Here is a 21,480-nt window from a genome sequence, read left to right on the forward strand (position 1 = left end):
CGCATCTGACTCTTTTGAAAATCTTCTTATGAATAATGTCTTTTTAAACCTTCCGCCTATTTCTTCTGAACGTATTTCAGACAGTCCAGTGTAACGGCTACAAGGATAATGATACCTGAGAATACGAACTGCAGGTTCGTGTCAATACCAAGGATTGTCAGGGAATAAGTAAGCGCTGTAAAGATAAATACACCGACTACGACACCGGAGATTTTACCAATACCACCCGTAAAGGATACGCCACCTACCACGCAGGCTGCGATAGCGTCCATTTCCCAGCCCTGTCCATAAGCTGCAGAACCGGAACCAACCATTCGGATACATTCCAGCCAGGAACCAAATCCATAAAGAACACCAGCCATAACGAAAGCGCCTACTGTTACACCGAATACGGAAATACCGGATACAGATGCAGCTTCCGGGTTTCCGCCTACTGCATACAGATTTTTACCAAACGTTGTTTTATTCCAGATAAACCACACAATGGCAATAGCTGCAACAGCCCACAGAATAATAGTCGGGAAGCCGTTTACTTTCGGAATTACCATATTTGGAATTGTAGCTTCAATAGCACCGAAGGACACACCCTTTGTTGCATAAGTAACAAGACCGAAGATTACCAGCATGTTTGCCATGGTAGAAATAAACGGGTGCATTTTAAACTTCGCTGTAAAGAAACCTGCTATGGTTGTAAAGAAAGTACATAACAAAATACAAACCACCAAGGCCAAAATCACTCTGGCTATAACCGGCATACCTGTGAAGTCAAAAATATGCCCGAACACACCACCTGTGTTCACACCCTGATGCATAATAATCGTTGCGGCTGTCATACCCATACCAACCATACGTCCGATAGAAAGGTCTGTACCAGCTAAAAGGATTAACGCTGCTACACCTAACGCAAGGAACATACGAGGGGAAGCCTGCTGAAGAATATTTAACACATTGTTGTAAGTCAAAAGTGGTGAACCTTTAACAATCGGCGTAATAATACACAGTGCAACGAATATCAACAGAATGGCAATATACAAACCGTTCTGCAAAAGGAACGTTCTGCGGTTAAAGGTATATTTGTAGTTTTCCCATTTCTGTGCTCTCGCTTCTATAAAAGTAAACTTGGACATACGCAGCAAATCAATTAAGTGAAACTTATAAGAATACGCCGCATGTCTTCTGTCTTTTGCTTCCTGGAATTCTTTTTCCATGGTCATCTTTGCGTCAAAGAGCCTGTTTTTATAAACATAGTTTTCGTCTTTAATTTCCTGATGATCGGAAAGCTTTGCCACAGCTGCTTTATGTTCTTTTTCCAGCTCTGCCACTTTTTTCTGATAGCGAGCTTTGGCTGCTGCTTTTTCTGCCGCACAGCTGGCTTTTACAGCCTGATAATAATCCTTATCAAAATGCTCTTTCAAATAATTTTCAGCATCTGCAATCAGTTTAGAAACTTCGTCTTTATGCTTTGCTTCCACTGCTTTTGCTGCTTCCAACTCTGTTTTACATTTTGCAAGCCTGCTTTCCTTTTCTCCTTTTGTAAGGGTACGGTCTCTTTTAATGCTGTCCATTAAGTTTTGGAGCTCTACGATTTTATCCGTACCGTCAGCCCTCAGGCTGTCAATTTTTTTCTGAATTTTACCAACATAATCCTCGATTGGCTGACGCAGTTTCATTTCCTGTTCAGCTGTAAGGATATTACTATTTCCGTTCGCCATATCCATTCTTCTCCCTTATTATAGGTATTTTGCGCTGAGTCTTAAGAGTTCTTCCTGATTTGTTTCTTTTGTATTCACAATACCGGAGAGATGTCCGTTTGACATAACGCCGATACGGTTTGTGATACCCAGAATTTCAGGCATTTCCGAAGAAACAACGATAATTGTTTTTCCCTGTTTTGCCATCTGAATAATCAGCTCATAAATTTCATATTTTGCACCAACGTCGATTCCTCGGGTAGGTTCGTCCATCATGAACACCTGAGGGCTGCGTTCCAGCCATTTTCCGAAAATAACTTTCTGCTGATTACCGCCGGACAGACTGGAAATCATATCATCCGGTCCCATACATTTCGTATGCATAATTTTAATTTCGTTGGCGGTTGCCTTTACCATCTTGGCATCGGAAAGAGCCAGGCCGGTTTTATACTGCGGCAGATTTGCAATCGTTGTGTTAAACGTCAAATCACACTTCAGAAACAGACCATTCGCCTTTCTTTCCTCTGTAATCAGGGCAAAACCATGGTCCATTGCTTCTTTTGCGCTGTTGAAGTTCATTAGTTTCTTGTTAAAGTAAACACGTCCTGCCGCTCTGGTACGAATACCGAAAATCGTTTCCAGAAGTTCTGTACGACCTGCGCCTACCAGGCCATAAAGTCCGAAAATTTCTCCCTCTCTTACGTCAAAACTGATGTCTTGCAGATGAGGTTCAAATTTTGTGGACAGGTGCTGTATGGATAAGATTACATCCTTTGGCTGGTTATCTACCGGTGGAAACCGGTTTTCCAAAGAACGTCCAACCATAGCTGCAATCAGTTCATTCATATCCGTGTCTTTGGCACTCTTTGTCATAACCAGATTACCATCTCGGAGTACGGAAATCTCATCACAAATCTCAAAGATTTCGTCCATTTTATGAGAAATATAAATCAGAGAAATTCCCTGTTCTTTTAACATTCTCATCATTTCAAACAACTTATCGACTTCCTGTACAGTCAGAGAAGAAGTCGGTTCATCAAGAACAATTACCTTCGCATTATAGGAAATCGCCTTTGCAATTTCACACATCTGTCTTTGGGATACTGACATATTGCGCATAGGCTGCGTCAGATTTACAGTCATGCCCAGCTTTCTGAAAAGTTCAGAAGCTTCTTTTTTCATTCTTCCTTCATCGATAACCCCCATGGAATTCACGGGATAACGTCCCAGGAAAAGATTATCCATAACATTTCTTTCCAGACACTGGTTCAACTCCTGATGAACCATGGCAATTCCGTTTTCCAGAGCATCTTTCGGCCCGGAGAAACTGACTTCTCTGCCGTCCAGAGTGATTTTTCCTTCATCTTTCTGATAAGTTCCAAAAAGACATTTCATCATTGTTGACTTACCGGCACCGTTTTCACCCATAAGCCCCATAACGGTTCCCCGTTTCAAATCCAGGTTAATATGGTCAAGAACCCGGTTTCGTCCAAAGGACTTACTCATATTGCGTATGGATAAGACAACTTCATCTTTCTTATCTGCCATTCTTTTTACTCCTGTATCTGTATATTGGTATTGCAGCGCACTCTCGCTTTCAGATTGAACGGAGGCTGCTGCATTAAGGACATTATCAAAAACACTGTCTTAACGCGACACCCTCCGTCTGTCATCGTTTTACATAAACGCTACTGAGTTATGAATTACTGCAGTAAAGCTGTGTAAGAAGCTGCATTGTCTGTTTTCACCATGTTAATAGCAAATGCATCATACTGACCCGGGTTTCCAAGACGGTTTGTAATGTTGGACTCTGTCTGTCCGTCACCACCGATGTATTCAACGTCTAAGTTCAGAAGGTCATCATATTTTTCAAGAAGCGGCTGGTATGTAGAGCTTAAGAAGTTATCAGAAGCATTGTAAATGTTCAGCCATACTTTCTTGGAAGGAGATTTGCTTTCATCTAACTGTTTGGATACAGGCTCGAAGGTCTTAGTAGAGTCTGTGAAATCCTGATAGTTGTCTGCGGTTACAGCTACGTTTAATGCGTAGTAAGAACGCTCGTCTTCTTTGTATACATATTCCTGGTCACTAAGAACGTTTCCAGCTTCATCTGCTGTACCGATACCTGTATCAATATCAACACCATCTAATGCGTTACGAAGAACACGAAGTGTTAAGTAAGCCTGTACATCTGCATGCTGGCTGATGGTTCCGCCGTAGCCTTCTGCAATGGCTGCTACTGCATCACTGTTCGCATCGTATCCGAAAGTAGGAACTTTGTTTTCTTTTGACCATGCATTGAACATCGACATTCCCATACCATCGTTGTTAGAAACAACAACATCAATTTCTTTACCAAAGGAAGATGACCATGTTCCAATTGCGTTACCGGCTGTAGCTGCGTCCCATGTAGCGCCTGCAGAGTTCTTCATTTCCTGAGAACCCAACTCACGAACTACGAATTTCTTTCCGCCAGCTTCTAAAGAACCGTCCTGTACTGCAGAAGCTTTTCCGTCTACGTTTGTTCCAACCGGCTCACTGTTAATAGCGCCGTCTTTTTCTACACCTGTTCCAAGAGCTTTACGAACACCTCTTGTACGTGCGATAGAATCATTATGTCCGATATCACCGATAGCCAGAACATATCCGATTACGCCATCGCCATTACGGTCAATAGTATCTGCATTTTTTTCGATGTATTCTTTCACCATCTGTCCCTGCAGTTCAGCACCCTGGTTTGCGTCAAATCCTACATAATATGTATCTTTGTTAAAGTTCAGAGCGTTCATGTCCAACTCACCTGTAGAGCTGTTAGACGGCTGACGGTTGAACCATACCAGAGGTTTGTCTTTGTTCGCCACTTCAGAACCCTCTGTTTTTCCAGTGTCTTCTGTTTTGCCGGTATCCTCTGTTTTCGCTGTGTCTTTTGCTGGTTCAGAACCACATGCAACAGCGGAAAGACCTAAAACGGCTGCCATTGTTAATACTGCTAATTTTCTTTTCATTGAAATATTCTCCCTTCCATCGGCACATTTTCTTTTTCGTCCGTGCCTTTTATTGATATTGACACTATACACAATATCCAGGAAATAAAACATAGAATTTTTTTCGCTTTACATTGAAATTTTTAAGATTTTATTGGTTATATGGTATAATATTTTCATATATTTTGTCGAAATATGGATATTTTAACCGCACTCAGATACAAGGTATTCTAAGCATATTTTTTGAAATCATACTGAGCAATCAGAAAGCCGATTGGATTTGGGCAATAAGAGTATCTACGGATTCTCTGTCAACCAGAAAAATTTCATCTCCATTTATACTAACAGAAGCGTATTCCTCATTATACGCATAAAATTCTTCTACTATTCTGGGTGCCGAATCCATATTTCGATTATAAGTTATTGTGAGTAATGGTATCTCTCCTGTATGTTCCTTTTTCAAATTTTCTTTTTCCACAAAAATACTTATTAAAGAAGTATACAGTTCATATGCCTCTTCTTTCTCTACCTTTTTCTTATTAAATCTGCAGCTTTCTCCGTCTGTAAAATCTATGATATATTTTTTTCCCTCTATATCTATATCTACTGTAGATATCGTTTCAATACTAACCACGTTCGCTACCTTTAGCACACAATCAAATGGATTCAGATTTAAAAGTTCATTCACAACCGCTCCATCGGCCTGCCATACCCCTTCTTCTTCATTTATTTTCACATAATAATCTCCATTTGCATTTTTCAGTCCTATCTGATAAGTAATCCCTTTGTCTGGTTCTGCTTGTCCCTGCTCTTGCTGATTTTGTCCACTATAGTATGCTATAAACAGAGACGTTTGACTATCTTCCAATCCTGTATTTTCTGGTATATCAGTAATTTTTTCTAATGAAAGATTTTCCAAACATGAGAAATATTCATACAATCTTTCTGTATCTACAGATACCCAGGAATGATACGGAACAGACATAGCCCAACAGTCATAAGAATTTTTATATTCTCTTGGTTCATAGGAAACAGCAAACTTTACTTCCCCCTCTTTTATAACCTGCATGCCTCTAACGGACGCCGCACTGGGAACTTCCTCCTCTTCAAACGTAAGCTCTTCTTTCCACACTTCTATGCTATTCTCTTCTTTTTCATAATTTATCTTCTTTTCGGAAATCTTATTTTCTTGTTTCTCTCTGCAACTGCACAATACACTTAAAAGTAACAATGCAGTGACCATAACTATTTTCTTTCTATATATGTATTTCATGAATCTGCCCTTTCCTGCTTTTGCACAATATTTCTATATTTTGTCGGTGCTTTTCCTATATGTTTCTTAAAGGCCAGGGAAAAATAATTCATATCATGATATCCTACCATCATAGCAATTTCTCCTGTTTTTAAGCTAGTTGTCTCCAACAAGGATTTTGCTTTCTCAATTCTTTTACGCACAATATATTCGTTACACCCTTCCCCTGTTATTTGCTTAAATAACCTTGACAAATAGTTAGGGGACACATACAACTGAGCGGCAAGATTGGCAACTGTTAAATCCTGATTTAAGTCTTCATGAATCATATTCTTGACTTTCCTGATAATCTCATGTTCGTCTCCCTCCTCTTTTGCCAATATTTTCTGAAGAAACATTTCTGTTACTTCTTCTGCTTTCTCTTTGTCAGTCCCCACTAAAGACTGGGTAAAAGAATTAAGGCTCTCCTCCGGAGTATTTCCTGTTTCATTAATGTAAGAAAAATAAATAGCTGAAGCTAATTCAAAATAGCAATTTATTGCATATTTCCTTCCCAGATTATAAGATTCCACTGCTCTTTTAAAACGTTTTAAAATATGCATAACTTGTTCAATATTGGAACAATTAAGAATACAAGCCTGTTTAAATTCTCTGAAAACCTCTTGAAAAATATCATTCCTCTTAGAATCTGTTTTGCTATAAAAAACATCTGCTATTTCTTTTCTTTCACTTTTTACCACATACAAAGCATCATTATACGATACTTGCAAGTTTTTGAATCCTGAAACTTCACTTCCAAAAACCAATTTAGGCTCTGCATTACATTCGTTTCTTAAAATATCCATTAACTCTTCTGCTTCTGAAGAGGTATCAAATTTCTCCTCTCCATAACCGGAAAAGAAAACTATAATTAAATGATCTTCTCCGTCCGTTATGGTAATTCCTTTATTGCAGTCATCTATCAAATTCATTGCAATTTGCTTCATCATTTGATGATAAAATTTTTCCTCATCTGAACTCTGATCCGTTTTTTTATCCGGTATCACAATTCCAATTCGCATCATTTCATTTCTCTCAAATCCGAACTGCTGCAAAAATTCCTGTTCTCTTTGTGCTTCTACCGTATTTCCTTTCATGTAATCCCAGATTACAGACTCCAGATATTCTTGCTGGTACACTCCTTCTGTTCTTTTTATATTCAAAGTTCTTTGTTTTTCTTCTTTTATTTCCTCGATTTTCTGTATCTGCATTCGTATACTTTCCGTAAGTTCCCGCTCATCAATCGGTTTGAGCAAAAAATCATGAACCTGGAGCTGTAAAGCCTGTCTTGCATAATCAAATCTGTCATATCCTGTAAGAATAATAATACGCATATCAGATTCCTGTTCCCGTATAATTCCCACCAAATCCAGCCCTGACATTTCTGTCATGCTAATATCTGTAATTAAAATATTCGGTTTATACTTCTCTATCATTTCCATAGCTTCTCTTGCAGATGCAGCTGTATAAACCTCTCCGATTTTCAGGCTTTTCCAATTAATTGTTTTCTCTATCCCCATTCTAATCATTCGTTCATCATCAACAATCAATATTTTATACATTTTCTGACTCCTCCGCAGTTCCAGGCAGTTTTATTTTTACACTGATTCCAGATTTTTCATTTTGATAAAACTTTAATCCATATTTTTTTCCAAACATCAATTCAATTCTTTTATTAACATTATTAATTCCATATCCTATATCTCTGTCAAAAAAAGAAAGGCTTTCATTTATGTGCTGAATCTGTTTCTGGTTCAGCCTCTCCCCATTATCAGATACAACCAGATAAAAATCCTTTTCACTTGGTTCCACATATATCCAAATCTTTCCTGTTCGTCCTTCTTTGACCTTAATTCCATGATAAATAGAATTTTCTACCAGAGGCTGAAGTGTAATTTTAGGAATTAAAATCGTTTCATATTGCTTAGGAATTAAAATTTCCATATCAATAATATCTCCATATCTCATATTTTGGATAATGATATATTGACGAATGTGTTCTAATTCTGTAGCCAGTGGAATGATATCTTCTCCCTTGCTGAGACATATGCGATAAAACTTTGCAAGGGCTTTTACCATAGTAGAAACTTCATGATTTCCCTCAGAAGCAGCCTGCCAATGAATACACTCTAAAGTATTGTAAAGAAAATGCGGCTGAATTTGGGATTGCAGGCTATTCAGTTTCATTTGATTCAATTGTTCCTGCTCTTTTTTCACTTTTCCAAGTAATACATCAATTTCATTCATCATTAAATTAAATCCATCAGCCAGTTGCTGACTGTCTCTATCCATATCCGTATTACTAATTCGAGTTCTCAAATTCCCCTTTGAAACCGCATTCATTTTTTGGATGATTTTATTCATGGGAGCATAAAGACTTCCTATTAGTTTTCTTGAAATAATAACTGCAATCAGCATAATAATAACCGTACTGATAAGCAATATTCCTATTACCCCTATGCAGTCTTTATACAAATAAAAAAGCGGCATCTCATCAATTAAATAATAATTCCATTCCCCCACTTTTTGATAATTAATCAATTTTCCTTCTTTTTGTATAGAACCACTGTTTCCCTTCAGCCATTTCCCATACCTCACCTTATCTGCACTTTCTTTCTCTTGGTTTCCCGAAACAATCCGTCCCTCCATATCCGTGAGATACATCTGAGAATAAGGAACTTTTCTCTTTTTTTGCAATTGTGTAAGAATATTATCATCTAAATTCATAACAATAGTTCCATTTATTTCTCCTACATGCTGACTGGAAAACACAGGGAAATAGGCTGTCAATGTATATTTTTTTCCTCTGTAATAATGGTTAGAAAAACTAAAAACAATATTATTGCTGTCTTGATTTTTAATATTCTCGTTATAGTCTGTTTCATATATTTCTTCAAAATTAGTCTCTGTCATTCCTGAATTTCCGTTGTAGACATATTTCTCATTTCTACCATTTATAACTGCTACAAAGTTGGCATTAGACTGGATATTCAATATATTTTGCAATACCCTATATACATTATCTGACACTTTATCTGCCGTCTGCAAAGATTCACTACGACAGTATTCCTGTATCGAATCATCCAACACAGTAGCTATCATAAGTGCTTTATACTGTTCCAGATTTCCTTCACAATCCGAAGCCATAATTCCTAACTGTTCTGATGCATATTGCCTATTTTGTTCTGTCAAAGCATTCGTTAAAAACACGGTAGACACAATAATAGCAATCAAAGTCAGACTAATAATCACTGTCAGCATTACAAAGTGAATTTTTTTCTCTACACTCCACAGCTTTCTCCACTTCTCCCTAAACTTTACCTTCTGTCTCTTTTTTCTCATTCCTCTGTCCGCCTTCCCTGCTATCTGTATACGGAAAGGTACCGAACTTTGCAAATTCGATACCTTTCTTTTATCCCAAAGTGTTTTACACGCTTTTCCATATTAACATTATTATGTATTTTCCACAATGTAACATCATCCTTTTACAGCACCTGCCGTCATACCTTTTACAAGTTTATCCTGTGCAAGAATAAAAAGAATAATCATTGGAAGAACTGTCAAAGTCAAAACTGCCATAATCATTGGTGTATTCATAGCATATTGTCCTTGAAAATCCCATACAGCTAACGGCAATGTCCTACTCTGAACGGACTGAGTCAAAGTATATGCAAAACTGAATTCATTCCATACATTCACTCCATTGTAAATAGCCAATGTAGATAAACCCGGCTTTGCAAGGGGTAATATCATTTTGAAAAACATCTTATATTTGTTGCATCCATCAATCTCCGCAGACTCCTCAATTTCTTTTGGAATTCCTTTCATAAAGCTGGTAAGAATAAATACAGAAATTGGAAGTGCAAATGCCACATCTGGCCCTATCAAAGCCCAGATAGAGTCATAAATTCCTACATTTTTTGTCATCTGAAATACCGGAATCAGCGTAATGTGAATCGGAATAGACATACAGGCAACAATAATTCCATAAATAAATCCATTTAGTTTAAATTTAAAACGAGAAAGAGGATAAGCTGCACAGGCAGAAATAAACAAAATCAATGCCAACACTACTGCCAACAGAAATACACTGTTTAAAAAATATCCTGCAAACCCGCCGCTAAGCACTTCCTTATAATTAGCCAGGTCAATCTTTTGCGGCAACGCAAAAACACCCTTTGTAAGCATTTCAAATTTATTCTTAAAAGAATTAATAATCATAAACACAAATGGTAAAATTGCCACGATTGTGGCTGTGAGAGCCAAAACAATCGCAATTATCCAGCTCACTGTGCTCTTTATTTTTGTTTTCTTATAACGTTCTTCCATTATCTAGTCCTCCTTTTTTCCATTGATAAGGCGCATGGTAATTAAGGAAAGAGAAGTAATCAATAAAAACATGCCTCCTGCTGCCGCAGAACCATATCCCATATTAAATTCTGTAAATGCTTTTTTATACATATAGGTAGCCATTAATTCTGTAGAATTTCCAGGTCCTCCGCCTGTCATAACATAAATCAAATCAAAATATTTAAGAGAACCAACCATAGAAAGAATGGCCGCACTCTTTAATGACGGTGTCAGAAGCGGAAGTGCTATTTTCCAAAAATATTGTCCTTTTGTTGCTCCATCTATCAAAGAGGCCTCATATACGTCTTCTGAAATATTCGTATATGCAGCCATGGTATAAACCATATAAAATGGTACAAACTGCCATGCTATAACAAAGATTACAGTGATTAGTGCAGTCTTTGGATTCCCCAGTAAATCTATATTGCCGCCTCCAAATAATTGAGAAATTGTACTGACAATTCCACCATTAGAAGCAAGTGCATATGTAAACAAAAAACCAATAGCAACGGAGGACATAAGCATAGGGATAAACCAAAGTACTTTAAAAATTGTAGATTTTTTTCCTGCAAATTCGATAAAGGTCGCCTCTGCTAAGCCTATAGGAATCTGAATCGCTATAGATAGAACCATAATAATAATGTTGTTTCTAAATGCCATCCAAAAATTTTTATCTTGGACTAACTTTATCCAGTTATCGAGTCCTATGAATGTTTTCTCCGCAGAAATTCCATTCCATTCCAGTGTACTAATTCTAAATGAATCCACAATTGGATAAAAAATGAACACACACATAATTACCATAACCGGTAAAAGAAAAACAAACGCTGCCTGATTTGTAGATTTCTGTCTGCGTTTTCCCAACGCATTTGCGGCCTGTTTCATAATTTCACCTCAATTCAAAATTTTCCTGTTAGAAAAGAGGGAATCATCCCCCTTTTCTACTATTTGTTCAGATATTCCTGTTGTGCATCCTGCATTTTTTTATTTGCCTCTGCCGGAGTCATTGTCAATCCGAATACTTCCTGATTTCCATCTAAGTGTGCATTTGCCACACTTGGGTCAAGATACTGGTCATACCATAACTGTACTGCTGAAGCATTATTTGCCGCTTCTACAATAGATTTCGAAACCGGATCTGTGATTTTATCTTCAATTCCCTTAACCGGAGGAATCAGACTTGAGTCTACCATAAAATCTACAACTTCCTCACTGGAAAGATAGCTCGCCAATTCAAATGCAGCATCCAATTTTTCACCTTCACAGTTAAAGGAAATAAACTGGTCTCCCATAGTCCCGCACAAAATAGAAGAATCAGCATTGGAATCACTGATAGCCGGGAACGAAAACCATCCAACTTTATCATAAAAATCGCTGCCGCCATCTTCACTATCCGTCTTTAAATTTGCTGTAGCCCAGGAACCTATCAGATACATAGCTGCCGTTTCCTGATAAAATAATTGCCTTGACTGCCCATCATCTTCACTCATAGAATTAAAACCATCTGGGAAATAACCTTTATTAACCCATTCCTGTATTTTTTCTCCTGCCCATTCAAAGGACTCATCTTCAAAAGAGCCAGTACCGTCTGCCGCTTTCTGGAATGGTTCCAATCCACCTTTCCTTGCGGCTAGACATTGAAAATACATAGAACCTGTCCATTTTGTAGAATTAGCCAGTGTAAACGGAGTAATTCCATTTTCCAAAAAAGTATCGCATGCTTTCTCCAGGTCTTCTAATGTCTTTGGAACTTCAATATTATATTTCTCAAATAAATCTTTATTATAATAAATACCCGCCACAGAAATGTTTTTCACTGGAATCGCATATAATTTTCCATCATAACTGGCCTGTTCCAACGCGCCTTCCATAAAACGATCCTTCAATCCATATTTTTCATACAAATCATCCAATGGTTGTGCATAACCAGATTTAATGTATTCGTTCATTGGACCTCCAGACCAACTTGTATACATATCTGGACACTCTCCTGAACTCATGGCAATTACCAGCTTCTCTTTGTACTTATCATTCTGGGTTGGAACATTTTCGATTGTCCAGCCATCTTTATTATTTTTGTTGAACATTTCAATTGCCATCTCATAAGTTTCTTTATCTGCACCTTCCGTGCCTACGTTCCAAAAAGTAATTGTCTTGTCATCATCTGTTTTTTTATCGGAGGATGAATTGCCTGTCTGACCGCCACCTGTAGAGCCACAACCGCCCAGAGACAGTCCCATAAGTGCTGACATTGTAAGCGCTGTTGCCACTGCTAATTTTCTTTTCATAACCGTTTCTCCTTTTTGTTCATTTATTTTGTAGTTACATGATAGCAAACTCTTTTCTTTTAAACCATTTAATAATCTATCCTGATTCTATAAAATTCTTACCATTGTCTTTGCAGTTTTCAAATATATTTTATAAATACCTCACAAAAAAAGCTGAAATAAAATGTCTCTATAAAACATTTACTTCAGCTTTTTTCTCTTATATTTTTATATTATGACCTATTTTAGTGTCACAGTCACTTCCACTGTTTTTTCTCCGGTAAGTTCTTCACTTCTCTTATCCGGCTGTGAAACTCCCACAAACAGCTTGAAATTCTTGCTGTCAATACGGCGGTTTCCCTGTTCATCAACCACTTCCATAGCACGGTTCGGAACGGTCAAGGTCAGAGTCTGACTTTCGCCAGCCTTCAAAAATACCCTGTGAAAAGCACACAGATTGTAATTTCTCACAGCCAGTGGCGATTCCATATCTTTTATGTAAATCTGTACCACGTCTTCTGTGTCTGTGCCTCCCCTGTTTTCCACTGCTACCTGCACTTCTATATCGCTTTCTCCGGTCACAGCATTTAAAACCTGCACTTCCTTCACCCGTACAGCTCCATAGGTCAGCCCATATCCAAAGGGATATAAAGCCTCTCCTTCCATGTAGCGGTAAGTACGGTTTTTCATAGAGTAATCCGTAAATTCCGGCATACCTTCCAAATCCTTGTAGAAAGTAACAGGTAGTTTTCCCGACGGAGATACCTTGCCAAACAACAGGTCTGCCACAGCTTTTCCGCCTCTGGCACCCGGATACCAGGCCAGAAGAATACCGCTGCAGTTTTCTTCTGCATAGTTCAAATCAATAGCGCTCCCTGCCATAAGCACTAGGATAGTAGGTTTTCCTACAGCTGTCACTCTTTCAATGAGCTCTTCCTGCACTTTCGGAAGATGAAGGTCTTTCTTATCACCGGAAGCATCGCTGTTTCCAGTATCTCCTTCTTCCCCTTCCAGAGTTTCATCAAGTCCTACACAGAGAATCACCACATCACTGTGTTCTGCAGTAATCACTGCCTCCGAAATCCTGTCCTGTGTCCATGCCAGATTTTCCGCTCTGTCCTTTGCAAGCTGACACCCTTCGGAATACAGCACCCGCACGTCGTCTCCCACTTCATCCTGAATCCCTTCCAAAACTGTAATGTATCTGGAAGAAGTACCATGGTAATTTCCAATCAATGCCGCACGGCTGTTGGCATTTGGACCGATAACACCAATGGTCTGCAGTTTGGTCTTGTCCAGAGGCAGCACACCGTCATTTTTCAAAAGTACACTGCCTTTTCTCGCCATATCCAGAGCCGCTTCTATATGCTCTTTACATTCCACCACTTCATAAGGAATCTTATCATATTCGCTTCCTTCAAATAAGCCAAGCAGGTATCTGGTAGTCATCAGACGTTCTGCCGATGTGGTAATTTCTTCTTCTGTAATGAGTCCTTCTTCCACAGCCCCCAAAAGATGCAGATATGTATTTCCACAGTTCACATCACAGCCCCGTTTAAGAGCAAGCGCTGCAGATTCTCTGGCATTTTTCGTCACTTTATGAAATTCATGGAAATCTTTGATTGCCCAGCAGTCGGAAGTAAAATGTCCATCAAATTTCCATTTTCCTCTCAAAACCTCTTCCATGAGATATTGATGTCCGCAGCATGGCTCTCCATTAGTACGGTTATAAGCGCCCATAACAGCCTCCACATCCGCCTCGGTTACCAATGCCTCAAAAGCCGGAAGGTACGTTTCCCACATATCCTTCATGCTGCACTCTGCATTAAATTCATGGCGGATGGCCTCTGGTCCGCTGTGCACTGCGTAATGTTTCGCACAAGCCGCGGCTTTCATCACCGGCCCGTCTCCCTGCAGACCTTCCACGAACCGCACGCCCAGACGTGAAGTCAGATACGGGTCCTCTCCGTATGTCTCATGTCCTCTGCCCCATCTTGGGTCACGGAAAATATTTACGTTAGGTGACCAGAAAGTCAGTCCTTTGTAAATATCTCTGTCATCGTGTTTGGAATATTCATTGTATTTTGCTCTTCCTTCTGTAGCAATGATATCCCCTACTCTTTCCATAGCTTCCTCATCAAAGGCTGCTGCCATTCCAATGGCCTGGGGAAACATGGTTGCTACTCCCGCTCTTGCCACACCGTGCAAAGCCTCATTCCAGTAATTGTAGGTGGGAACTCCCAGTCTTTCCACTGGTGCCGCATCATAACGAAGCTGCGCTGCCTTTTCCATAAGTGTCATCTGAGCCACCAGTTTTTTTGCCTTTTCCCGCGCCTGGGCTCTTTCTTTTCTATGATTTTTCATACTGCATCCTCCGGTCTCTTGTATTTCTTAACCTTTATTTTACTGGTTTTTCCAAATTCGTCATTACTATAAATGCGCATTATTGCCCAAATATTGCTTTTTTAAATATCACCTTCGGATTTCAGAAAAATTTATGCCAGACTGCGCAACCAGGGTACTGTATGCGTGACACAATACACTATCCTTACTTCGCCCGATAATAATTAATCAAACATCCCTGGAGAATAATCTCTCGCTCATCCTCCGTCATTTCTCCCAGGCCCAGAGTGAACTCTGTGACTGTTTCTCCTACAGCCAGGGCACGGACTTCCCTGCTGCCCTCTTCCACCGCTTTTCGGATTTCGGGAACAAAAATGAAATCTCCTTTCCGGAACGGCAGCTTGCCTTCCGGAATCAGGAACGGCAGCATACCCCAGTTCATCAGATTGGAACGGTATCTCTTGGTTGCGTATTCATTGGCAATGTTTGCCCATCCTCCCAGCACTTTCTGGCAGGAAGCCGCCTGTTCTCTGGCAGAACCGTCTCCCGGTTTCACAGCGAAAATCGTGCTTCCGATTCCGGTATTTTCCACATCTGCCTCCGGGCAGGCTTCTTTGATTTTGCTCCAGACGCCTTCCAGTTCCGGCACAGCCTTTACTGGATTTTCGCCCTGCTCTCTGGCCAGTTCCGCCTTCTGAATCTCTTTTGCCAGCCCCACATAATCCGGCGCTTTTCTGGACAGAGCAAATTCTGCCAGTTTCAGCGGATTGGAGCGGTAAGAAGAAGTTTCCCCGGAAGGAATCAGTTCATCCGTAGTGGTTACCGGGTCATGAATCTCTGCTACGGTCTTTAAGAGCAGATTATCTGTCAGTTTCGGCATAGACGGCCAGTCCTTAATATTCGGTCCAAACTGGATTTCCACACTGGAATCTGCCTTTCCCTTACTGTCAAAAACGCGATTTTCGTAAATCTGTCCGTCAAAGTGATAAACCGGTCTTCTGTATTCTCCTGCATATTCCGTTGCAGGGGTAAGCCGTCCCTTATTGGCTGCGGTTGCTGCAATGGATCGGGCATCCATAAGAGCCACAGAAGAAATCTGTCCATTCTGAATCTTAGAGCCTTCCCGGTTAGGGAAGTTTCTGGTAGAGTGTCGAATACTCAGCGCATTATTTGCCGGTGTGTCCCCTGCGCCGAAGCATGGACCGCAGAAGGCTGTCTTCACTACTGCTCCGGTCTGCAGCAAGTCGGCCAGCACACCATTTTTAGCAAGCTCCATATAAATCGGCGTACTTGCCGGGTAAACACTTAAAGTAAAAGCGTCTGCACCAATGCTGGCCCCTCTTAAAATATCCGCTGCGTCACAGATATTTTCAAAACCTCCGCCTGCACAGCCTGCAATAATTCCCTGTTCTACACACAGTCTGCCGTTTTTCACTTTATCTTTCAGCGTATATGGTATCTTTCCGTCCAGACTGATTTGCGCCTTCTTCTCCACATCCTCCAAAATATCCATAAGATTTGCATTCAATTCTTCAATGGTATATGTATTGCTTGGGTGGAACGGCATGGCAATCATAGGTCTTATCTGGCTCAAATCCACATAAACCAGTCCGTCATAATAGGCCACCTCTTTCGGGTTCAGTTCTCTAAAGTCCCCGCCTCTGCCGTGGATTTCGTAAAATTCCTTTATCTTGTCATCGGTCTTCCAGATAGATGACAAACAAGTGGTTTCTGTAGTCATAACATCAATACCGATACGGTAATCTGCACTTAAATTTTCCACGCCGGGCCCTACAAATTCCATCACTTTATTTTTCACATAACCGCTCTCAAACACTGCGCCGATAATGGCCAGGGCAACATCCTGAGGTCCTACCCCCGGCACTGGTTTCCCGGTGAGATACACGCCCACAACTTCGGGACGTTTAATATCGTAAGTTCTTCCCAGAAGCTGTTTTACCAGTTCCGGTCCGCCTTCCCCCATTGCCATAGTGCCCAGCGCCCCATAGCGGGTATGGCTGTCAGAGCCCAGAATCATCTTCCCTCCCTCTGCCAGCATTTCTCTGGCAAACTGATGAATCACAGCCTGATGTGGAGGTACGTACACACCGCCATAACGTTTGGCACAGGTCAGGCCAAACATATGATCATCTTCATTAATGGTTCCGCCTACTGCGCACAGGGAATTGTGGCAGTTTGTCAGCACATAGGGAATTGGAAATCTTTCCAGTCCTGAGGCTCTGGCCGTCTGAATAATTCCCACAAAGGTAATATCATGAGAAGTCAGTTTGTCAAACTTGATTTTCAGGTCTTCCATATTGTCTGATGTATTGTGCGCCTGTAAAATAGAATAGGCAATGGTATTCTTTCCCGCCTCTTCCTTACCGGGAACAACTTTGTCATACTTCTGCTGAATCTGTGCTTTCGCTTCCGGGGAATCCTCCACCAGCTCTGTTCCGTTTATCAGCCAGGCACCGTTTTTATATAATTGAATCATGGCTTTCCCTCCGTCTGTTCTTAACGTATTTTCTACCATTATAAATTTTATCGCTTTAAAAAGCAAGTAATTTATCGCAATAAAATAATTGTATACAATAATACACGAGGATGCACCCGATTTCTATTTCTGCCTGAAAAATAAGAAACTGCTGCAGAAAACCGGTTTTGAACACTTTCTGTTCCCTGTTTTCTGCAGCAGTTTTATGTTATACTTATCAATTAATCCTGATTTTTCATGAAATCCATGTAGCTGGATACCATCAGCGCAATCTTAAAGGTCAGCGCGTCATCAAAAACGCGGATATCCAGTCCTGTACTCTTCTGAATTTTTTCCAGTCTGTACACCAGTGTATTTCTGTGCAGAAACAGCTGTCTGGAAGTCTCAGAAATATTCAGGTTGTTGTCAAAGAATTTGTTAATGGTATTGAGCGTCTCATCATCCAGAGATTCCGGAAGTTTGCCCCCAAATACTTCTTTCATGAACATTTCACAAAGAGGCATAGGAAGCTGATAAATCAAACGTCCGATTCCCAGATTGTTATAGCCTACAATATTTTTCTCCACATAGAAGATTTTTCCTACGTCCAGAGCCATCTTCGCTTCTTTATAGGAGCGTGATACATCCTTGATTTCGTGAATAATGTTACCATAAGAAACACGAACCTGAGACATGGCCTCTGCATTTAACATATCCACAATCATACTTGCAATATTTTCGATTTCTTCGTATCCGTCGCTCTCTTCCAAAGTGCGGACAATGATAATGTTCTTCTCATCAATAGCAGTAATAAAGTCATTGTTTCTGGCAATGAACAGATTTTTCAAAATTTCCATGGAATCCTGGTCCTTTTCATTTCTGGTTTCCACCAGCAGGACTACTCTCTTAGATTCCACAGGAATGTGCAGTTTTTTTGCTCTGTTGTAAACATCTACCAAAAGCAGGTTGTCCAGAATCAGGTTCTGAATAAAGTTGGATTTGTCAAAACGCTCTTTGTAAGCCACAATCAGGTTCTGAATCTCCGCTACTGCCACACGGCCAATCATGTAGGCATCTTCATTGCCTCCTTTGGCAACCAGTATATATTCTACTGTCTGATTATCATAAATCTTAAAGAAATGGCAGCCCTTCATCACCTGGCTGTCTGCCATAGATTCTGCAAAAGCTCTCACATCACCGAAATCTTCTTCCTCTGTAGCAAACGTGGTAGAGTTGACTTTCCCATCTATATCCATGACACACAAATCAATTCTTGTAATCATTCTCAGTTCATCTAATGTTTTTTGTATTACCTGGCTTGAAATCATAATTCCTCTCTCCTTTGGGTCCGTCCCGGGATTTTCTAAAATAATAATACATTATTTTTTTTTAATTGGCAAGCCGTATATGGCAAAAGTCCCCCGGGTAAACGGTCAGATACCGCTTCCCCGGAGGACTCTTATCTTGATTCTTCAGGTATATTGGAATTTTAAAGGTTTAGTCTATAGGCTGCCTCATTCCAGCGAAGTTCATTTTTCAGATTGCAAATGGTGGTATCTTTGTCAATGTAAACCGCCTCAATGCCCATGGCTGCTGCCCAGTCTCCCATCTGCTCTGAGGTTAAATCGTAGGAGAATGCTGTGTGGTGCGCACCGCCTGCCAGAATCCACGCCTCAGCACCTGTCTGCAGACTTGGTTCCGGTGTCCAGAAAGCCGTAGCTACCGGAAGCTTCGGCATTGGCTGTTCCACCTTTTTGCAGTTTACCTCATTGATAATCAGACGGAATCTGTCTCCTAAATCAATAAGAGAAGTTGCAATACCCTTTCCTGTCTTGGATGTAAACACCAGTCTTGCCGGGTCTTCCCGGTCTCCCATGGACAGCGGCTGGCATTTGATGCTGATTGGCCCTTCTGCAATCGTCGGGCACACTTCCAGCATGTGAGCCTCCAGAATTCCTTCTTTTCCCGGAACCAGATTGTATGTGTAATCTTCCATAAAGGAAGTTCCTTTTGCGTCTTTTTTGCCCTGTGTCATAATTTTCATCAGACGAACCATGGCCGCTGTTTTCCAGTCACCTTCTCCGCCGAAGCCATAGCCTTTTTCCATAAGCCTCTGAATAGCCAGACCCGGAAGCTGCTGCAGACAGCCCAAATCACCGAAATGTGTCACAATAGCCTGATAGTTTTTCTCTTCCAGGAAACGTTCAAAACCAATTTCAATCTGTGCCTGTACAGCCACATGTCTTCGGAATTCATCCGCATCTCTGCCTTCCAGAAGAATGTCATATTTATCATAATATTCTTCCACCAGGGCATCGGTATCTCCCTTAGAAACCTGATTTACTGCGTCTGCAATCTCATTGACCGGATAAGCGTCTACTTCCCAGCCGAACTTAATCTGCGCTTCTACCTTATCACCTTCTGTAACCGCTACATTTCTCATGTTATCCGCAATTCTCATAACACGGATATGGCTGCTTTCAATCACCCCTACTGCGGTACGCATCCAGGAAGCTATTCTCTTTTGCACTTCTTTGTCGTCCCAGAAGCCTACAATCACCTTGCGCTCCATTCTCATGCGGCTAACAATGTGACCGTATTCTCTGTCTCCGTGAGCAGACTGGTTTTCGTTCATGAAATCCATATCAATGGAATCATATGGAATTTCTCTGTTAAACTGTGTGTGCAAATGCAGCAGCGGTTTTCTGTATTCCTGCAGTCCCAAAATCCAGGATTTTGCAGGCGAAAAGGTGTGCATCCAGGTAATCACACCTGCACAGGTCTCCTCTGCATTGGCCTCATTAAAGGTCTGACGAATCATAGCATTTGTCAAAAGAGTTGGTTTCCATACCACTTCATAGGGAAGTACCCCTGATTCATTTAATCTGTCTACCATAATTTTGGAGTGCTCTGCCACGTGCTCCAGACATTCCTGTCCATATAAATCCTGTGAACCTGTACAAAACCAGAACTGATAATTTTTCATTTCCAACATATTAATTTTCCTCCTATTATACTCTGCCATCCGGCAATTTTTCGTTCCTTTTTCTACGTTTCAGTATACTCTCCAGCGCAAAAAAAGAAAGAACTTTGTTGCCGCAATATGGACATTTATTATCTTTTTTGTTACAGTATAAGAAAAGTTTCAGTATACCAAAAGGAGGGCTGCATATGCTGGCTAATTTTGAAAAACGGGAAGGAAAAGAACGAGCCTGGACAGGACGCTATGAAAACCTGCACAATTTGCCTCACTGGCACCTGGAATTTGAACTGATTTATATTGAAAAAGGAAGCGTAACGGTTTCCCTCAACCATACTGCCTATGACCTTCACAGCAGAGAAGCGGCTCTCATTGAAAGCGGGGAAATCCACTATATTAAAGGGGAACCGGGAAGCATTACGTCCATTCTCATGTTTGACGGCTCTATCATTCAGGAGATTACCCGACGGGCACAATTCGCCTCTCCTCTTCTGGACTCCTGGATGGCTGCCTTGATTCCGGGGCTCTGTCAGACTGTAAAAAATGAATTAAAGGAAAAACAGCCCTTTTATGAACTGAAAATCACCAGCCTTATCCGCAGTCTTTTAGTGGACATTTACCGCTGTGAAGCGCTGTCGACACATAATCTTGTGGAACCAAAAGCAAACCGCTTCCATACTTCCATGGAAAATTATAAAAACCTGCTCAGTGAAATTGAAGAAAAATACAGCTATCTCACCTTTGCGGACGCCAGCAGCTTTATGGGACTGTCTCAACCTTATTTTTCTAAATTTTTTAAAAACATTTCCGGAATGACTTTTTCCAGATATCTGAATATCATACGGCTTGAAAAAGCTATTGACATGCTTCGGCACAACACAAAACACCTGTCCATTACGGAAATCGCTACTCTGTGCGGGTTTGATACCATACGACACTTTAACAGAACTTTCAAAGAAATGACCGGATTTTCTCCTCGTGAACTTCCTGAAGATTATGTGCTGACTTCACGCTCTATCAAGAGTATGAAAGGAAACTTTAATCCCACGCTTTCCGGGTCACGGCTGTTGGACTAAAATAAATATCACCGATTTTCAA

At 40.5% G+C, this 21,480-nt stretch carries 14 protein-coding genes and 1 pseudogene; 1 reads left to right on the forward strand and 14 read right to left on the reverse strand.

Features of this window, described 5'->3' with window-relative positions; genetic code table 11:
* Positions 1-56 precede the first annotated feature (56 nt).
* The 14 genes and pseudogenes from WBS51_RS09355 to araA all read right to left on the reverse strand — a co-directional run bounded on the left by WBS51_RS09355 (position 57) and on the right by araA (position 20,397).
* Positions 57-1,712, reverse strand: coding sequence for an ABC transporter permease subunit (locus tag WBS51_RS09355; protein WP_291682869.1), 1,656 nt, complete (start codon positions 1,710-1,712; stop codon positions 57-59).
* 18 nt (positions 1,713-1,730) lie between these two features.
* Positions 1,731-3,239, reverse strand: coding sequence for a sugar ABC transporter ATP-binding protein (locus WBS51_RS09360; RefSeq protein ID WP_173750071.1), 1,509 nt, complete (start codon positions 3,237-3,239; stop codon positions 1,731-1,733).
* A gap of 155 nt (positions 3,240-3,394) precedes the next feature.
* Positions 3,395-4,696, reverse strand: a complete 1,302-nt coding sequence (locus tag WBS51_RS09365) for a substrate-binding domain-containing protein (protein WP_173750070.1) — start codon at positions 4,694-4,696, stop codon at positions 3,395-3,397.
* A 241-nt stretch (positions 4,697-4,937) separates the two neighbouring features.
* The gene (locus WBS51_RS09370; RefSeq protein WP_294461030.1) at positions 4,938-5,948 is read right to left on the reverse strand and encodes a hypothetical protein; all 1,011 of its coding nucleotides are present in this window, start codon (positions 5,946-5,948) and stop codon (positions 4,938-4,940) included.
* On the reverse strand, positions 5,945-7,177 hold the full coding sequence (locus WBS51_RS09375; RefSeq protein WP_342694071.1) for a helix-turn-helix domain-containing protein: 1,233 nt from the start codon (positions 7,175-7,177) through the stop codon (positions 5,945-5,947). The genes WBS51_RS09370 and WBS51_RS09375 overlap by 4 nt, the downstream gene beginning before the upstream one ends.
* Positions 7,178-7,189: 12 nt before the next feature.
* Positions 7,190-7,528: pseudogene (locus WBS51_RS15250) on the reverse strand (response regulator); the annotation flags it as partial.
* Positions 7,521-9,308, reverse strand: coding sequence for a sensor histidine kinase (locus WBS51_RS09380; protein ID WP_294461025.1), 1,788 nt, complete (start codon positions 9,306-9,308; stop codon positions 7,521-7,523). The pseudogene WBS51_RS15250 and the gene WBS51_RS09380, both read right to left, overlap by 8 nt.
* A gap of 135 nt (positions 9,309-9,443) precedes the next feature.
* Positions 9,444-10,295, reverse strand: coding sequence for a carbohydrate ABC transporter permease (locus tag WBS51_RS09385; protein WP_294461020.1), 852 nt, complete (start codon positions 10,293-10,295; stop codon positions 9,444-9,446).
* A 3-nt stretch (positions 10,296-10,298) separates the two neighbouring features.
* The gene (locus tag WBS51_RS09390) at positions 10,299-11,201 is read right to left on the reverse strand and encodes a carbohydrate ABC transporter permease (protein ID WP_294461017.1); all 903 of its coding nucleotides are present in this window, start codon (positions 11,199-11,201) and stop codon (positions 10,299-10,301) included.
* A 59-nt stretch (positions 11,202-11,260) separates the two neighbouring features.
* Positions 11,261-12,604, reverse strand: a complete 1,344-nt coding sequence (locus WBS51_RS09395) for an extracellular solute-binding protein (RefSeq protein WP_294461015.1) — start codon at positions 12,602-12,604, stop codon at positions 11,261-11,263.
* A gap of 219 nt (positions 12,605-12,823) precedes the next feature.
* Positions 12,824-14,947 (reverse strand): glycoside hydrolase family 3 C-terminal domain-containing protein, encoded by a 2,124-nt coding sequence (locus tag WBS51_RS09400; RefSeq protein ID WP_294461013.1) that lies wholly within the window; start codon positions 14,945-14,947, stop codon positions 12,824-12,826.
* Positions 14,948-15,131: 184 nt separating this feature from the next.
* Positions 15,132-17,423, reverse strand: a complete 2,292-nt coding sequence (locus WBS51_RS09405; protein ID WP_173750068.1) for a hydratase — start codon at positions 17,421-17,423, stop codon at positions 15,132-15,134.
* A 221-nt stretch (positions 17,424-17,644) separates the two neighbouring features.
* Positions 17,645-18,730: a PucR family transcriptional regulator gene (locus WBS51_RS09410; protein WP_173750026.1), complete on the reverse strand. Its 1,086-nt coding sequence runs from the start codon at positions 18,728-18,730 to the stop codon at positions 17,645-17,647.
* 161 nt (positions 18,731-18,891) lie between these two features.
* Positions 18,892-20,397, reverse strand: a complete 1,506-nt coding sequence (gene araA / locus WBS51_RS09415) for an L-arabinose isomerase (RefSeq protein ID WP_173750027.1) — start codon at positions 20,395-20,397, stop codon at positions 18,892-18,894.
* Between the two features lie 176 nt (positions 20,398-20,573).
* On the opposite strand from araA, the gene WBS51_RS09420 reads away from it, so the two are divergent.
* A complete protein-coding gene (locus tag WBS51_RS09420) occupies positions 20,574-21,458 on the forward strand; it encodes a helix-turn-helix transcriptional regulator (protein ID WP_302228839.1) in 885 nt (294 codons plus the stop codon).
* The last annotated feature ends 22 nt before the right edge of the window (positions 21,459-21,480 follow it).

It is taken from the genome of Blautia acetica (assembly GCF_038739805.1).
GTDB lineage: Bacteria > Bacillota > Clostridia > Lachnospirales > Lachnospiraceae > Blautia.